Source organism: Pseudolactococcus yaeyamensis (assembly GCF_054658615.1).
Map to the genome: position 1 here is coordinate 1 of NZ_BAAGGP010000062.1, position 18048 is coordinate 18048.

Consider the following 18048-nt stretch of genomic DNA (forward strand, 5'->3'; position numbering starts at 1 on the left):
TTTGACCCAGTTCATTTTGAAACCTCCCATAAATTATTCAGCATACAAAAAGAGAACAAATTTCTTTGTTCTCTGAATCGTTGGTATTATTGGGTTTGTTAAGAATATCAAATTATAAAATACTTACTCTGTTTTTTCTGTTTTTTCTGTTTTTTTTTGATTAAAATGCGAAAAAATTTAACAAAAAAGTCCTGCCAAATTTGGCAAGACTTAAACGATTATAGTATTTGCTTATTTAACGAAATCCAAAAGCGCCAAGAAGCTTTCAGCTTCAAGTGATGCACCACCGACAAGGGCACCATCAACGTTTTCTTTGCTCATGTATTCAGCAACATTTTCAGGTTTAACTGAACCACCGTATTGGATACGAACAGCTTCAGAAACGGCTTTACCGTAAAGTTTTTCAACTGTCGCACGCACAACGCCACAAGTTTCATCAGCAGTGTTGGCATCAGCTGATTTACCAGTACCGATTGCCCAGATTGGTTCGTAAGCGATGACAAGGTTAGAGACTTGTTCAGGTGTGAGGTCTTTCAAAGCTGCAGTGATTTGACCTTCAACCCACTCACCTGTTTTACCAGCTTCGTAAGTTTCAAGTGTTTCACCACAACAGATGATTGGTGTCACGCCATTTGCGATGATTGCTTTTGCTTTTTTGTTGATGTCTTCATCAGTTTCGTGGAAGTATTCACGACGTTCAGAGTGACCGATGATGATGTATTCGATACCGAGGTCAGCGATTGCTGCTGGTGAGTTTTCACCTGTGAAAGCTCCTGCATTTTCAAAGTATGCATTTTGAGCAGCCAATTGGATGACATCATCTTTCAAGTTGTAAGCAAGTGGTGCAAGGAACAAAGCTGGGCTACCGATAACAGTATCCACAAAGTCAGCTGATGGTGCTTTTCCTTTTACTGCTTCGGCGAAAGCTTGTGCTTCAGCCAAAGTTTTATTCATTTTCCAGTTACCAGCGATAATCGGTTTACGTGACATGAGTCCACCTCTATAATTTTAATATTTGGAACTATACTTGACGTGTGTCAAGATAAAATCCATGCACTCTTATTTTAACATAAAAAGCGATAATATTCACAATAATTTGCGAATTGCTTGAAAATCTATTGAAAATTTACTAAAAAATCCCGCCTCAACGACGAGATTTTTTTAATGTCAACCAACTGATAAGGTTTCAACTGCATTTTTTATCGCTGTCACTAACTTGAGAACACTAAGTCCTGTGACAGATTTAATCACCTCGGTCAAGTCTTCTGTCGCCAGACGATTTTGCAGGTCAACCGCTTGAGTATCTGTGGCGTCTTTATAGTTGAAGATTTTAGCAACAGTTGCCAGATGGTTTGCAAAAGATAAATTTCGGTCATTCAATTCTCGGATGGGGCGAATGAAACGTTCATCGTAGCCGAGTTTGCGAATGGGTGTCCGAGCAACCCGAGAGATGTCATCAGACAAGTGCGGATTAACGAAACGCCCCCGAATTTTCTCGTGATAAGCGACTAATTCCGCTTCGTCGAACAAGTCCCACTTGGCCAACAAAAGGTCACGCGTTTCTTTTTGGGTTGCCACCAGCGCAGCCATCACGCGCTCGTCCTGCAAAGCCGTATCTACCGTGTCATGACCATAGTAGAAGCCGGTATAAGCCACTGTGGCATGGCCGGTATTGACTGAAAATAGCTTTCGCTCGATGAAAGGCTTCAGGTCCGTCGCGTAGTGAACACCAGCCAAATGAATCAGGGCGTTACGGATCTGACTTTGGTCGATGACCCATTCGCTAAAAGGTTCCACGACGACAAACAAGGGGTCTGCATGGGTTTGACCGGGTACGATGCGGTCAACTGCAGCGTTTGGAAACCCAATATATGTTTTGGCGTAAGCCTTATTTTCTTCTGTCAGAAAGGCATCTACCTTAGTTTTCAAAAACTCTGACCCACCGATCATGTTTTCACAAGCGATAAAGTCTAGAGGTGCCATGATATTAGCGGCTTGTCGGGCTTGAATACCTTTGGCGATGATCTCTGCAATAAAGGGCAGGATATTAGGCCCGATGGCTGTCGTCACGATATTGGCATTTTTAATCGCTTCAATGACTGCCTCTGGTTGTTTGGCATTGTTGAGTCCAGAGACATGGTTAATCTGAATCCGTGTCGCGGCATCTTCTGCTAACTCAATGTCATAGCTACCTCGTTCGTTTAAGGCATCAATAATCGTGTCGTTGACATCAACAAAGACGACTTCAAAATCATTTTTATATAAAATTTCTCCGATAAACCCACGGCCAATGTTTCCTGCACCAAAATGTACTGCTTTTTTCATGATATATCCCTTTCTTATTCGACCTCTGCTTACGCTCCAGATGGTCTTTTGTGAATGTTTTCACAAATATTTTTTCCAAATAAAATAACCTTTCAGTCATTTCAAATTTTAAAGCTAAATTATTGTTTTAACTGCTTACTTAAATTTCTACTGAGTTAAGCAAGTCTTCGACTTCTTCTGCTGTCTTGGCATCAGCTAATCTGACGACATTGTCAACATCTGCACAAAAAATCGAAATTTTCTGAATTAAATCCAGATGTTCATTGCCAACACCTGCAATGCCAAAAAGCACCGTCGCGATTTTGGGTTCAGCTTCATCTCCAAAATTCACGCCTTGAGGGACTTGCACAATGGTAATCCCTGTTTTCAGGACTTCTTTTTTAGCGGCATCTGTCCCATGAGGGATGGCAATGAAATTGCCCATATAGACCGAAAGTTCACGGTTACGCTCTAACATGGCAGGCACATAATCTGCTGTGACATAGCCACCAGCTAAGAGCTGTTCCCCACAAAATGTAATAGCTGCTTCCTGCGTTTCAAAAGCCTGTCCTAGTCTGATTAAATTCGTTTGGATATCCATAATTTACCTCTTTCTGCGATTTCATTTCATCAAAGCTTGAAACTTGACACCCGCTTGCGCTCCTGCCAAACTGGGACCTTTGTTCGCTCAAAGTCTTTCTAGTTAATTTTTCGTTTTAAGTTTTCTCTTGATACCTTAATTGTAACCGCTTCCTAAACAAAGGTAAATAAAAGCCTTGTCACAAAAACTTGTGACAAGACTTAGTAGGATGGCTAGGTAATTTATCGTTCTTCTGCTGTATACTTGGCAAAACTTTCGCTGATAATTTTACTCAACAATTCGTAAACGATTTTGTAATTTCCCGAGCTATAAATGGTCGTGTAGAGTGTATTTTCGATGATGGAACTTGAAATTTTACCTAAGATATAATTATAAATCTCATCAATTGACTGAGGGGCTGTCAGAAACAAAATACGATTGGCGGACATAGGGGTCTTATCCATGCCGATCACTTCAATGTCTTGAGTCAAATCAAAGATTTTAAATTCCGGACGTGGCACAACTTTGGAAATACCATGAATCAAAGCCAAATTGGTTTTTGGGATACCAAATGATGTTCGTTTAAAACGTTCTAGCAAATCCCAGTCAATTAAATTATCAGCACGCATGAGGTCATAAATTGTTTCATTGAAATCTGCAATATTGGTCAGTTCTGAAATGCTAAAATTCTGTAAAATGACCTGACTTTTTAAAAAGAAATCTTGAAAATCAAGTGGATTTTCAACCGTTGTATCAGTTTGTGGGCGTGGTGTCTGCTTTACTCTCAGTTTCCGAATCTTTTGCGCAATTTCTGAGACATTGGACAGGGCGATACTCGGGCTAATTTGAATAAATGTCTCGGTCGAATAATCTGCATCTTCAATCTTTTCAGTCGTAAAAATAATGTTAAAATGTGCCAAATCTTCCTGATCCATCTGACTAACCTGACTAATTTTAATCGATGTGATGAAAGGAAACTGGGTCTGTAGATTACGCGCTAAAATAGCCATTGACACGCGCCCACGACTGGTAATCAGAAGTGTCGTCATCGGAAAAACACGACTGGAACGCTCCAAGGTCGCCAAAAAATGAAGCGTGATTAGCGCCACTTCATGCTTAGAAAATTTCTTGTCAAAAACATCAGCTAGGCAACGACTAATCACCTTAAACAAACGTTCGTGTTCTTCTTGAACACGAATAACCAAATCATTTTTTTCATCCGAAAAAAGCTGAGGTAGGGTAAAACTACTGCGCAAATGGGCATTTAACAAGGCAAAAATTTTTTCATCTCGACTAAAATTTAAACCTGTGGTCACGCCAACAGTTTCAATGAACTGGCGGATTTTATAAGAAAAACTCGTATCATATTTTTCATTAAAGAGAAAATTTCCTCCTTTATCAAAATGTAAGACATCTACCATATGGGACAAATACATGATTTCAGGTAGATTAATGCGAAAATTAGGTAATTTTTGGACAATCTTGGTCACAAAATCCAAGGCTTTTTTAGAGGGGCGAAAATTGTAATGGTTTTCAATCAGATGGTTCTGTCCAAGTCGCTCTAAGGTAACGATAAAAAATAACCGTAAAATGCCTTGGGTGCGATCCGAAATATCCCTAATCTTGGCGCGTTCAAAAGCGATGGTCACACTATCAAAATAGGCTTGTTGAAAGAGCTGAACGATTTTATTTTCTTGATAGATTGTATCACTGAAATTAAAAATATCACGCGTTGATAAGTTGCTGATGAGACAGGATACGAGGAGCGTCCGTTTGCTGTACTCGCTTGCGATAACTTCTAATCCTCCCTCCCGTACAAGACCATTGCCTGCGAAAGTCAGATTTTTTTCGATGATTTTTAAATCATTTGTAGCTGTCGGCTGGCTAATGGCAAATCTATCCATGAAATCTGCCAGTTTAACTTGCTCGAAAATCAGCAAAATCAACTCCATAAAATGGCGCTCGGTTTGGCTATAATCTTCGACCACACGTTTATCCGTTAAATTGGCTAATTCTCCTTTAAGGGTGTAAAACTGATCGATTTTAATCAGGTTGACCTGATAGTTGGGCAAGAAGTCCTGTAAATTTTGTAAATCTCGATAAAGCGTTCTGCGACTCACACCGACAACATCAAGCAGTTCTGCAATGCTGACCTGTCCCTTCTTGGCAATTTCATCGATGATTTGCTGTTCGCGTTTCGTGACAAGCATGACGCCTCCTTTGATATAATGACTAAACTAGTAATTAAAAATAGTGGCTGAAGCTAATCTCCTCAGATGTTAGATGAATACCACAAAACCCGACATGCGGGTCTTCAGCTTTTTGAAATTTCTGACTATTTCTGCATTCGTGCTATCATTTTATCATACTCAGGTGTGGTTATCAAACTGTCAACGCTGAGATGTTGGGCATTTGGCGCATGATGTCTAGCGATTTCAGTCTTATCTTTTGTCGTCACAACGACGATATTCGGAGCATTATAAGCTGCAAGTGCCAGAAATTCGACGTCTGAGACTGGAATTTTCACATCGTGATTTCTGAAAATGGCTTGAATCGTTTCTTTTCCCATGGTCGCACTACCGACAGATGCTGCATCATGGGCGAAGACGACCTCATCAATCAAGTTCAAATCGATGTCGCCGACCGCTTCAGTGACCACTTTTTCTGGCGATGCTTGCACTGGAACACCCGCACCCGTCAAGCTGCCGATAATCTCATCGTATTTCGGAGAATTTAAGAAATTGGCTACTGCGACACGTGTGGCACTCGGTGCCATTTGAGCGGCACGTGCTGCCAACTCTTCCTGCGTCACGACCAGCGTATCTGCCGCATCAGACAAATTGGCAATCGCTCGGTTGGTCACATCAATGCTGAGCCCAGCTTTTTTGACCTTATCGCGGAGAATTGACGCCCCCATTGCTGAAGAACCCATGCCTGCATCGCAGGCAAAGATGATGTGTTTGATGTCGCCTAAGTTGCTAAGTGTGGCAAGAGCAGATGATGGTTGCGCTTGCCCTTTAGCAACAGCTTTATTAGCCGCAAGATCAGCTTGTGCAGTTTCGAGTGCAGAATCATCTACCATTGATTTATCGTTTTTAAGAATGACAGCAGCGACTAAGAATGACACAGCTGTAGCTGCAAGGACACCTAATAAAACAGTGAGATGTGACCAAAGACCTTTTGGTGCCATTGCCTCAATCGCAATAATAGACCCTGGTGATGCAGGGGATGTTAATGCAGACCCAAGAATCGAGTTAGTAAATGTACCTGTCACACCACCTGCGATTACAGCAAGGAAAAGCGCAGGTTTCATCATGACATATGGGAAGTAAATTTCATGAATCCCACCCAAGAAATGGATGATAATAGCACCAGGTGCCGTAGCTTTAGCTGACCCTTTACCAAAGAACATGAAAGCTAACAAGAGACCTAGACCTGGGCCAGGGTTAGCTTCTAGTAAGAATAGAATCGATTTACCCGTCGCCGCAACTTGTTCAGTTCCGATTGGGGTTAGAATCCCGTGGTTAATGGCATTGTTCAAGAATAGAATTTTAGCTGGTTCAATGAAAATATTGGCAAGTGGTAAGAGATGCGCATTGATAATCGTTTCAACGCCTTTAGCCATGAGATTGGTCAAGGCTTCAACGATTGGGCCAATTAAGGTATAGCCAAAGAGCGCCAAGATGAAACCTAGAATTCCTGCTGAGAAATTATTCACTAGCATTTCAAAGCCAGCTTTGATTTTAGGTTGGACAAGTTGGTCGAATTTCTTCATCAACCAACCGGCAAGCGGTCCCATGGCCATTGCCCCGATAAACATAGGAATATCCGTCCCGACAATAACACCCATGGCAGCAATCGCCCCAACGACACCACCACGTCCATCACCATAGATATTTTTACCACCTGTATAGGCGATTAATAAGGGTAAAAGATAAGTGAGCATGGGACCGACTAACTCGGCAAAGTTTTTATTGGGCAGATAGCCTGTCGGAATAAAGAGGGCTGTAATAATCCCCCAAGCGATAAAGCCGCCAATATTTGGCATGACCATGCCTGATAGGGCTGTTCCCAAACGCTGAACTGCAACTTTTAAATTGAATTGTGACTCGTTCATAAATTTTCTCCTTATGGTGTTGACACGATTTTTAAACCTGATGCTGAAACAAATTAAAGGGATTGATAAAAATAGCATTGCTTTGTTTCACGTATCGGTTACTTACACACTCATTGTAACCGTTTCCAAGTTTTAGGACAATAAAAGTCTTGACACAAAAATCTGTGTCAAGACTTATGACCTTGTAAAATCTGTACATGAATCGTTGCCTTTTCAGGGGGATTTTTGGCAATTTCTAGTTTTTCGGCTTCAGAAGTTCGCCATTCTAATGGACTCATGGATAGAAAATCCTGCTGTAGATTTTTAGGGAGGTCAAACTCGTAGTGGCTTTCCTTTTGTGTGAAGTCTGGGAAATTTTCAGCAAATTTTCCTAAGACATCACTGTTATCGTAGTCAACTGATAACCCAAAAGCTGAGCGCAGTTCCTGCAGATAATAGCGGTCGGGGATGACCTTAATCACCTGACCACCATGTCCCAAAACACGATCAAACTCTCGGTAATTAGACGGTGTGAAAATATTCAGCACGGTTGCCATGCTCTGGTCGGCAAAGGGGAGGTTGGTCAGGTCTGACAGGCTGAAGAAGGCCTGCAGGTCGGTCAAGTCGGTCGCCATGTTGACGCCGTCTAGGGCGATGTCGAAGCCAAATTTTTGGCCGGCAACATCAAGCAACGCCAAAAAACTACCCTCGCCACTGCCAACGTCTAGCAGGTTGCCGGGCGTGAGCATGGTTTGAATCTCGCTCAGGACAGGGGCATACATGCCAGCTTGAATCAGCTTACGGCGTGGTTCAAACATTTTACGCGTGTAGTGGGTCGTGTCTGGCTTGATGGTTAGGAAATTGACGATGCCTTTTTTACTAAGGTTATAAGTATGACGATTATCGCAGATGAGGGCATACTGTTCAAGATGAAAAGATGTGTGACATAGAGGGCACCTTAAGAGGTCAATATTTTCCGCCAAATATTGGGCTGTTTTATCAATTTTCTTTTGCATTTAGTTTTTATAACTTTCCAGTCGTCTCATTAATTTTCCACGAAGCAGTAACAACATATCAGAAAGCACCAAAATATCGTCGCTAACCACCTCAATCATATCTCCAAGTTCAAAATGATACACTTCATAGCTGATAAAAGCACGAAGTTTATCAATTGATGTCCAATTTATCTCTGGAAAAGCGCCCCTCGTTTCTTCTGAAATATCCTCTAAATTATAAGCGATATGCTCCAAATAGATTATATAATCAACATCTATTTGCTGACCTTGCATTTTCTGAATTAGCTGAACATGGTCTAACATTAAATTCGTCATATACAAATCTGCTTTACAATAATTATACAATTAGACCACCTCCTCTATTTCTTCTACAATACTTGCTTTTCATATATTATAACATATGATGGCTTATCTGTTAACCCAGACAATGATTGAAGTTGATTAATACAAAAAAAGGTTGAAACAAAAGTCTCAGCGACCAAGATAGAAAAGTTGATTTCGTACGTTTTCGCAGAAAGAGTACGAATTGAGCAAGAAATCAAACAGCACTTTTCTTGCTAATTTCGTATTGTTTTGACAAAACAATACGAATTTCACACTAAATCAGCACTTTTTTTGCTAATTTGGTATTGTTTTGTCAAAACAATACCAAAATCACACAGAATCAGCGGTTTTCCTACCAATTCGCTATTGTTTCTAACAATCAATCCTGCTATTTAACCATTCAGCTAAAGTGACACAAAAATAGGCGATGAACCAATTCCGATTAACTTCGGAAATGGTTCAACACCTATTTTTTTAGAGGACTTTTGTCCCAGTCTCTTTCGTTCTTTTAATAAAGTTGCATACTTTCTATATGCTTATTTCTCATGTTTAAATGATTTTCCAGCCGAATTAAATTTAAGCCATGCCATTAAAACACCTAAGACAACGAGTAAACTGAGGAAGAATCTTATAGCGAACGCCGTTTCTCCTGTCGTAGGCAGAAATCCTTTTTGACTTGGCGTTGTTGGTCGAGGCTCATCCGTTGTTGGTAGCTTACCTTTTTCATCCGGTACATCAACGGTCTGATTGACATCATTGATATCTGTATGGCTCGTAACAAGTTTGTTGTTGCGATACAAGGTTTCAAAAACAACAATCGTTTTACCCTGAAGTGCCGAAGCATCAAAGGTAAATGTCAAGAATTCAAAGCCACTTGCGGTCTCAGCTTTAAATTTCTTCGTTGCCGTGACTTGTTGACCATTTATCAAAAGTGGTTGATTGGTCGCTTTATCCATCAAAACACCGCGCAATTCATATGCTTTACTCGGAATCAGCCCTTCATAGGTCACCTTGTCCTGAATTGTGACATTTCCTTTTGCTGTCAGATGTTTATCACCATCTTCTAAATCAATGGCAGTGGTCGTAATCTTGCTATCTGGCACTGTGACTGTCTGCCCTTCATCATTTATATCGTGATGAACTGCAACCGTTTTATCGCCAAGTGTCAAATCTTCAAAGACGACAATCGTTTTGCCTTTCAAGACTGAAGCATCAAAAGTAATCGGAACTGAGTGGGTACCCTTTGCTGTTTTTGGCGTCAATTGACTCGTCACAACAATCGGTTTACCATTGACCAATAGAGGTTTTTGAGTCGCTTTATCCATCAATGTCGCAGTCAAAGTGTACGTTTTACCCGGTATCAAGTTATCATAGGCAACTTCATCCACTATCGTCACATCTGCTTCACTACTGATGACTTGACTACCATCTTCTTTATTGGTCGCCGTTGTACCAATTTCTGGGAAGTAGACTGTTTGTTCTTTATCATTGATGTCCGCATGAGTTGCGACTTCAAGATTATTTCGATAAAGTTCTTCGAAAGCAACAATTGTTTCTCCTGCTAAATCACTTGCATTCAGTGTAAAGGTAACATCTACTGTTCCACTCACTGTTGTTTCACCAGTCTTAGCTTTTGGTGTTGTGAATGTCTTCGTTGCAGTAATTGGTTTACCATCTTTATCTGTCAAGGGTTTACCAGTCGCTTTATTCATCAGAGTACCTTTGAGTTCATAAGTCTTCTCTGATAAAAGATGCTTGTAGGAAACGGTATCAATAATCGTCACTTTTTCATCCGCAAGGGAGATATTATCACCAGTTTGGCTATCTGTTGCTTTTGTGCCAATTTCTGGTTTTTCTTCAAATTCGACCGTTTGACCTTTATCATTAATATCTTCGTGGACAGCCACAACGACTTTGACATCGCCAATATGTTGGACAATCTTTTCAAAGACAACCAATGTTCTGTTGGCTAAATTACTAGCATCAATCACAAAGTCTAAGCTGATTTTACCACTTGATTTTGTTGGTGTGAAGGTCTTAGATACCGTAACATCTTTACCTTCTCCATCCTTCAAAGGATGGTGGGCATCAGTCACAAGACCAGTCGTCGGATCTTCAGTGACTTCTTTGACAATCAAGGTACCTGTCACCGTATAGGTCTTACCCGGTATCAAGTTGTCATAGGCAACTTCATCGGTAATCGTCACTTTCTTTTCTGGTGATAATTGTTTATCACCATCTTCTTTATCAGTCGCCGTTGTACCGATTTCTGGGAAGTAGACTGTTTGTTCTTTATCATTGATGTCCGCATGGATTGCGACTTCAAGATTATTTCGATAAAGTTCTTCGAAAGCAACAATTGTTTCTCCTGCTAAATCACTTGCATTAAGCGTGAAGGTCATTTTTTCAGTGCCACTAACAGTCGTCTCACCTGCTTTAGCTTTTGGTGTTGTGAATGTTTTCGTTGCCGTGATGGCTTTCCCATCTTTATCTGTCAAGGGTTTACCAGTCGCTTTATTCATCAGAGTACCCTTAAGTTCATAAGTTTTCTCTGGTAAAAGATGCTTGTAGGAAACCGTATCAGTAATCGTCACTTTTTCATCCGCAAGGGAGATATTATCACCAGTTTCACTGTCGATTGCTTTTGTGCCAATTTCTGGTTTTTCTTCAAATTCGACCGTTTGACCTGCGTCATTAATCTCTTCATGGACTGCAACAACAACCTTAACCCCATCCTTGTCTTGTGTTATTTTTTCAAAGACAACAATTTCTTTCTTAGCCAAATTTCTAGCATCAATCACAAAGTCTAGACTGATTTTACCACTTGATTTGGTTGGTGTGAAAGTTTTCGTTACTGTGATGGTCTTATCATTCTTATCTTTCAAAGCTTGATTCGTTACCTTATCCATCAAGGTACCTGTTACCGTATAAGTCTTACCAGGTATCAAGTTATCATAGGCAACTTCATCGGTAATCGTCACTTCTTTTTCTGGTGATAAGCGTTTATCAGCGTCTTCTTCGTCTATCGCTGTTGTACCGATTTTTGGAAAATGAATCGCTTGCTCTTTATCATTGATATCCGCATGGGTTGCGACTTCAAGGTTATCTCGATAAAGTTCTTCGAAAGCAACAATCGTTTCACCTGCTAAATCACTTGCATTAAGTGTAAAGGTAACATCTACTGTTCCACTCACTGTTGTTTCACCAGCTTTAGCTTTTGGTGTTGTGAATGTCTTCGTTGCAGTAATTGGCTTACCAGACTTATCTTCAAGCGCTTGACCAGTCGCTTTATTCATCAATGTCCCTTTAAGCTCATATGTTTTTTCTGGTAAGAGACGTTGATAAGAAACGGTATCAACAATCGTTACTTTTTCATCCGCAAGGGAGATATTATCACCAGTTTGGCTATCTGTTGCTTTTGTACCAATTTTTGGTTTATCCTCAATTTCAACCGTTTGACCTTCATCATCAATATCTCTATGAGCTGCTATTTCCTTGTCAACAGCCGTTTCTTTAAGTGATTCAAAGACAACAACATCTTTGTTCACCAAATTTGTGGCATCAAGAACAAAGTCCAAGCCGATGCTGCCGTTAGGTGTTGCCGGCGTGAAAGTCTTCGTCACAGTAATGTTCTGACCAGACGCATCTTTCAAGGCTTGACCTGTTGCCTTATCCATCAAGGTACCTGTTACCGTGTACTCACGATCTGTAAAGAGATTTTCATACGTCATTTCATCATGAATCGTGACTTGTTTTTCTGGCGATAATTGTTTATCACCATCCTCGGCATCTGTTGCCGTTGTCCCAATTTTAGGCGGATTAAGCTGATTCAGAATTTCTGTCAAAGCAATCTTGTTTCCATCAGCATCTTTTTGATAGAGATCAAGTGTCACTTCAGCATCATTATTTGTATCTGCTACTTTGAAATAGTATTTTGTTGTATTTAATACAAAATTCTCACCTGCGTTGCTTTCTTGGAAGTAGTATTCTCCCGCAGGTAACTTCTGATTAATGTCAATCAGACCAGCTGCATTTGTTGTATAGTTTCTGATTAAACTATTTGGTTTTAGAATAACAGCAAGACCTTGATTAGGTAAAAGTGGATTTCTACCGTTTGGATAACCCATAATCGGATCTTGATTATACAGACCAAATGTTTTATTCGCACCCGGTTGTTTCCCGATAATAGGTTGATTATTACCATCAAGGCCAGTGACGATTTCTTCGACTTTTGGCAGAAGGACTTTCACTGTTTGGCGGTCATTATCAAACCTCTCAACCACTCCTGCAACACCGATATAATCTTTACCATTGTAGGTAATAGAGACAGGAATTTTCACACTTGGATCAAAATGTTGTCCAGCAGGCGCTTTTGTTTCAACAAGATAGTAATCACCGACATAGAGCGTACTGTCAGTTTTTGCGACACCAAGAGCATCTGTCTGAACTGTTGCTACTTTAGTATCTTTGCTGAATTTTGTACCATCTGGCGCCACACGAATCGTTGTGCCATCTGCCTCAGTGATATCGTTGGCAACATAGACATCAAATGTTGCACCTTCCCAGCCTCGTATATGGTTCCAAACAAAGTTCCAATTGCCTGCTTCACCTGCAATTCCCATCAGACTTTCAAAATATTTCGTCAGTGAAATATAAGACTTCGCAGGCGTATCCTTGAATTGGACGGTAATGACAGGGACTTTATCGCCACTAATTGTTTCGATGACAATCGTACGCTCATCAACTGAGAAAATCAAATCATTGAGGTTCAACTCATAATTTTCAGGTGCAGTTACTTCTGACATACGGTAACGATCTTTACCGTAAGTTAATTCTTTTTGTAAGAAAATTTCTCCGCTAGCATTTGTTTTGAAAATTGTCGTTGTTTGATTGGCATTTTCTGGATCAATTTGCGTGATGTATTGACCTTCTTGGATATCCCAGATCTTGAATTGGACACCTGCTAAAGGTATTTTCTTGCCTGTTTCAGCATCTAATTTCTCCAAACGAAGCTTAGCTTTCACAAGAGCATCTTCCACAGTGATGATTTTTGGTATCAGGATTGGGTCGCTCATGGCATCAATTTCTGCTTGTGTGTAATCTGCTTCATGATAAAGATGACCTGTGACACTGTCTACTATTTTAACTTGAATCGTTGCACCTTTATCAGTCATCGTAATAGCAATTGGATTGATATCATAATAACCTTCTTTACCCTTGCTTTCAGTTAAGGTGTAATCCCCATAGGGCATGTCAAAGGTAAAGTAACCTTCTTGATCATTATAGGTTGCAGTTACCGTTTTTTGTACGGGAGCATTTGTACCAGCTTTAGGTGTCAAGGTGAACTCTATACCATTCGCGTTATTCTGGTTAATGACCGTTTCACCTAACGCTTTTTCAAGTTCTTTTTTACCCTTGATTTTTAGTTTAATGATTTTTTCTTGGCTCGTTGTATTCGCGACAACGACAGGGGTATTCTGATCTGCATAAGTCAGACTAATCGGATGTTTGGTCGCATCCAATTGCATCCCTTCTGAAGCCTCTATCTCTTGCCAATAATAATCACCTAGGGCAAGATGTCCAACACCAACTTTATAGAGATTATCAGTATCTTTTGATGTTTCAAGCACTATCGAATTATCAGTTGTCGTCACTTTTGTGCCATTGAGTAATGTCGGTGCAAACTTTGCATTCCAGAGTACTTTTGTACCATCTGCATAATACAATCCATACTTCGCACCTTGTAAACTTGCTTTTCCTTGGGTGATATTGCCTGTTTCAGCGTCAATCTTATTTAAAATTGTCTTGCCAAAAACCTCTGTTTCAGTTACAGACTGATTAACCTCAAAGACAGGGGTCGTTTGGTCTGTTGACTTAATCTCAACTTTATAAATCGTTGGATCAATCAAGAAACCAGCTGAAGCCTTTGTTTCTTTGACATAATAAGTTCCTAGGAGTAATTCGCTAAAAATCGCATATCCACCATTTGCGGTCGTCAGCTTAACAAGATTATTGTCCTTGTCTCTCGCTTGTATCGTCGCAGCCGCATCAGTAAAGACGGTATATTCTGCACCATCTAATGAGTAGTTGTCATTAAAAACTTTATCGCCTGCAAGTGACGCATACTCCGCCTTCTTGTCAAGTTCAATCCGACCATATTGTTCTTGTTCAGGGACTGTCTGACCAATCGTCACGATGTCTAGTGTCCGATCATCTGTCTTGATACTCACTGGATAAACCGTTGTATCTAACAGAAAACCTGGTGATGCTTTAATCTCTTTTATAAAGTAATCACCTAAAATTAATTGACTTGAAGACGCATTGCCGTTCGCATCAGTTGTCAGCGTCGCATCATTGCCAGCTTTATCCTTTGCTAATTTTGTAGCCGCCGCAGTTGTATAGACACCATAAACCGCACCAGCTAATGAATAGCTAGGATTTAGCACATTCAGGCCTTTACCGTCTGCATCTTTAGCCAGCTTTTTAAGATTAATTTTACCGTATTGCTCATTATCTGGATACTCTGCCATGACGACTGTATTTGTACCTGTCAAAGCAGTCAGAAAAACTTCTTTGATGGCATCAGACAATTGATGCCCTTTAGGGGCAACAAGCTCTCTGATATAATAAGTTTGATTTGAGCCTAATTCATTAGACTCAGGTGTTTCACCAGTTGCACCGGTTGTTAAAACTTGAAGCACGTTCGTTTTATTTTGAGCATCTTCTCTTGAACCATAAATCCCAAACTGTGCCCCTTGGTAAGCATATTCACCATTGTAAGGTGTCTGTGTGTCAACACCGACTTTTTTTACTTTTATTTTACCTTTACCTGTTAGTGCCGCATCAGTACTTACTGTACCTGATAAAGCGGTGCCGTCAAGTCCCTTTGCTACCATTGTTTGCGTATCACCATCATAAAAACGATAAATCGTTGAACCTGAGAACCGCGTCGTTGTCAGATTAATGGTAATTTTCCCATTACCTGTTAAAGTTAAAGGCCCAAACTGTGTGCCAACATTAACCGTCTTGGTTTTGCTTCCATTATCAAAGGTTGCTGGACCAGTAATCGTAGCCGTGATTTGTTCGCGGTTTGTCACATAAGTCGTTGCTGGATTGCCTTGGTTCCATACTTTGTAAGAGAAGTTAGCGACAGGTGTATCGCCGACTTGTACGATTGGATTGACAACTAGACCATAAGGGCCTTTATTAGCTTGTCCTAAGGCATCAAGTTCTGCATAAAGACCTGATCTATCTTGTTCATTGGCATAAACACCGGCAGCAGATATTTTTTTAATCATATTATCTACTTCCCAAGTCGTGCTTTCATACAACTTGTAGTCATTGTCATGGTAAGATAAATCAACACGAAATGGATTCATTTCAAGTTCTGAATCATGAACAATAATCGCAACAGCTGCCGCTGCCTTGGCCCTATCGATGCCTTCAGGCAAGCCTTCAATATAGTCCATGAGCCAAGCTAATTTAGCAATGCTGACTAATTTTGTATCCACTGGGGTGTAATTCGAAAGATTTACGGTATTCGTAGTAAACCCTAGATATTTAAGAATATTAATCGTGTCTCCGTCCTGGAGAAGCACTCTTCCAGTATTGAGTTCATAAGGCCACTTCTTAATTGACCGACCTTGCCATGTACAATAATAGCGTGAATCATTCGATAGGTTCGACCAATAAGCACCTAATGATATCTCATTTGGCTGCTTAGCCGAACGTTCGATTTCAATCCCATCATACATGATCTGTTTATCGACACCCACATTATTATTGCCAGACCAATACACAGCTTGTGTGTCTCCCGCTGAATCGCCAAAATTTCCTAAAAAAACATCCTTACGCGTCACAGCCGTTACGGTTGTTAAAGGTCCTACTAATACTGATACAGTATTTAACAAAATCACAATGAGCATCGCCCAATTGAGTATTTTGTTTTTTCCATCCTGCCATTTTTTCATTTTGATCCCCTCTCTCACCTCATTCAAAGTTGAAGTTGTTGGTTACTAGTTAATTTTTCAAGATAGTTTCATAACTTTCCCTCCTTTTATTAATAACGATTTGATTGCATTTAAAAAACGAGCTTTAAATTTAGAGGAAAATTAAAATTCCACTAAATGCAAAACTCGTTTTTTTATGAATCATCACAAAAAATACTATCGTTATTTAAACATGTCTGTCTGTCTGTCTGTCTGTCTGTCTGTCTGTCTGTCTGTCTGTCTAATCATAACTCAGGTACTCCTGACTGTCAAGTTTTATATCTTTTTAATTTTATGTTATAACTCAATCGTTATGTCTATATTCTATCATATGACATTCATTTTTTCAATGTTTTTCTTGATTAGGTATGTATCTTTGGATTAGCTACCATCATCAGTCGTATTAGCAATGTGCCTAACTAAAATTCTTCATTTTTTCAACATCTCGCGCAATCACCAATTCCTCGTCAGTTGGCACAACTAATACTTTAACTTTTGACGCCTCTGTTGAAATGATCCCTTTAGCCCTAGCGACATTTTTAGTTTCATCAATCGCCATGCCAAACCATGTCATTTGATTGATGATTTCACTGCGAACCCAATTGGAATTTTCACCAATACCAGCCGTAAAAACAACTGCATCCGCACCATTTAAAACGGCAAAATATTGGGCGATATATTTACGAATGCGATCTGTAAACATGTCAAATGCTAATTTAGCATCAGAATTACCAGCCTTGCGAGACTCAATGATTTCTCTCATGTCTGATGAAATACCTGATACGCCTAATAAACCTGATTTTTTATTGAGAATCTCGGTCATTTCTTTGATGTCTGAAATACCTGTTTTCTCCATCAGATAAGGAATTAGTGACGGATCCAAATCGCCCGACCGCGTTCCCATCATAACCCCAGCAAGTGGTGTGAAACTCATTGAGGTGTCAATGCTTTTGCCGTAACAGACTGCTGTAATTGACGCACCGTTGCCGATATGCGCTGTAATTAATTTCAAGTCAGTGCCGATTTCCCTAACAGTTTCGCTGCTTCTTTGGCGACATAATCATGGCTGGTCCCATGTGCGCCATATTTTCTTGCCTGATACTTGTCATAATATTCTTTTGGAATACCGTAACGATAAGCCACTTCTGGCATGTTTGCATGAAAAGCTGTATCAAATACACCAACACTCACAACATCTGGCAAGACTTTTTGAAAGGCTTTAATTCCTGCTACATTAGCTGGATTGTGAAGAGGAGCTAAATCTGCTAATGCTTCAATTTTAGCCAAAACACCATCATTAATCACCACGGATTCCTTAAAAATTTCACCACCAGCTACGATTCTATGGTCCACGCCTGTGATTTCTTTGTAAGCCGTGATAATTTTGAGTTGAATCAATGCTTCTAACACTCTTTGGACTGCCATTTCATGCTCAGAAATATCTGTGGTGATTTCAAATTTTTCGCCATTGCCGTATTTAACAGTAAAAATTGAATCCTTTAGACCTATTCTCTCAACGATTCCTTTAGCCAGTACCTTCTCATCAGGCATCTGATAGAGTTGCCATTTTAAACTTGAACTGCCTGCATTAATTGCAATTGTTTTCGTCATAATTATAATCTATTCCTTTCGCGCTCCGCACTCAGGCACAACACCGAATGAAAAAGTGTTGCTTCAAGTTAGGAGCGTTCTTCTATTTTTTGTTAAAATGTATTTGGAGGAGCATAGATACACTACAAA

At 40.1% G+C, this 18048-nt stretch carries 8 protein-coding genes and 1 pseudogene; all 9 read right to left on the reverse strand.

The genetic code is table 11. The features are described from left to right. Positions 1–231: 231 nt before the first annotated feature. The 9 genes and pseudogenes from tpiA to ACYQ21_RS11140 all read right to left on the reverse strand — a co-directional run bounded on the left by tpiA (position 232) and on the right by ACYQ21_RS11140 (position 17919). Entirely contained in the window at positions 232–990 is a 759-nt protein-coding gene (gene tpiA, locus ACYQ21_RS11100; protein ID WP_460058491.1) for a triose-phosphate isomerase, read from the reverse strand. A 177-nt stretch (positions 991–1167) separates the two neighbouring features. Further along, positions 1168–2325 (reverse strand): mannitol-1-phosphate 5-dehydrogenase, encoded by a 1158-nt coding sequence (locus ACYQ21_RS11105; RefSeq protein WP_460058492.1) that lies wholly within the window; start codon positions 2323–2325, stop codon positions 1168–1170. 139 nt (positions 2326–2464) lie between these two features. Next, complete coding sequence (locus ACYQ21_RS11110; RefSeq protein WP_460058493.1) at positions 2465–2905, reverse strand: PTS sugar transporter subunit IIA; 441 nt, start codon at positions 2903–2905, stop codon at positions 2465–2467. 221 nt (positions 2906–3126) lie between these two features. Continuing rightward, a complete protein-coding gene (locus ACYQ21_RS11115; protein ID WP_460058494.1) occupies positions 3127–5094 on the reverse strand; it encodes a BglG family transcription antiterminator in 1968 nt (655 codons plus the stop codon). 125 nt (positions 5095–5219) lie between these two features. Continuing rightward, the gene (locus ACYQ21_RS11120; protein ID WP_460058495.1) at positions 5220–7001 is read right to left on the reverse strand and encodes a PTS mannitol transporter subunit IICBA; all 1782 of its coding nucleotides are present in this window, start codon (positions 6999–7001) and stop codon (positions 5220–5222) included. A 167-nt stretch (positions 7002–7168) separates the two neighbouring features. Beyond that, the gene (locus ACYQ21_RS11125) at positions 7169–7996 is read right to left on the reverse strand and encodes a putative RNA methyltransferase (protein ID WP_460058496.1); all 828 of its coding nucleotides are present in this window, start codon (positions 7994–7996) and stop codon (positions 7169–7171) included. Next, on the reverse strand, positions 7997–8341 hold the full coding sequence (locus ACYQ21_RS11130) for a hypothetical protein (protein WP_460058497.1): 345 nt from the start codon (positions 8339–8341) through the stop codon (positions 7997–7999). Positions 8342–8856: 515 nt separating this feature from the next. Continuing rightward, positions 8857–16290, reverse strand: a complete 7434-nt coding sequence (locus tag ACYQ21_RS11135; protein ID WP_460058498.1) for a VaFE repeat-containing surface-anchored protein — start codon at positions 16288–16290, stop codon at positions 8857–8859. Positions 16291–16723: 433 nt separating this feature from the next. Continuing rightward, a pseudogene (locus tag ACYQ21_RS11140) lies at positions 16724–17919 on the reverse strand (acetate/propionate family kinase). Positions 17920–18048: the final 129 nt, after the last annotated feature.

Coding starts and splice junctions, on each gene's coding strand:
- tpiA (WP_460058491.1), bottom strand. CDS start 990: ATGTCACGTAAACCGATTATCGCTGGTAACTGGAAAATGAATAAAACT.
- ACYQ21_RS11105 (WP_460058492.1), bottom strand. CDS start 2,325: ATGAAAAAAGCAGTACATTTTGGTGCAGGAAACATTGGCCGTGGGTTT.
- ACYQ21_RS11110 (WP_460058493.1), bottom strand. CDS start 2,905: ATGGATATCCAAACGAATTTAATCAGACTAGGACAGGCTTTTGAAACG.
- ACYQ21_RS11115 (WP_460058494.1), bottom strand. CDS start 5,094: ATGCTTGTCACGAAACGCGAACAGCAAATCATCGATGAAATTGCCAAG.
- ACYQ21_RS11120 (WP_460058495.1), bottom strand. CDS start 7,001: ATGAACGAGTCACAATTCAATTTAAAAGTTGCAGTTCAGCGTTTGGGA.
- ACYQ21_RS11125 (WP_460058496.1), bottom strand. CDS start 7,996: ATGCAAAAGAAAATTGATAAAACAGCCCAATATTTGGCGGAAAATATT.
- ACYQ21_RS11135 (WP_460058498.1), bottom strand. CDS start 16,290: ATGAAAAAATGGCAGGATGGAAAAAACAAAATACTCAATTGGGCGATG.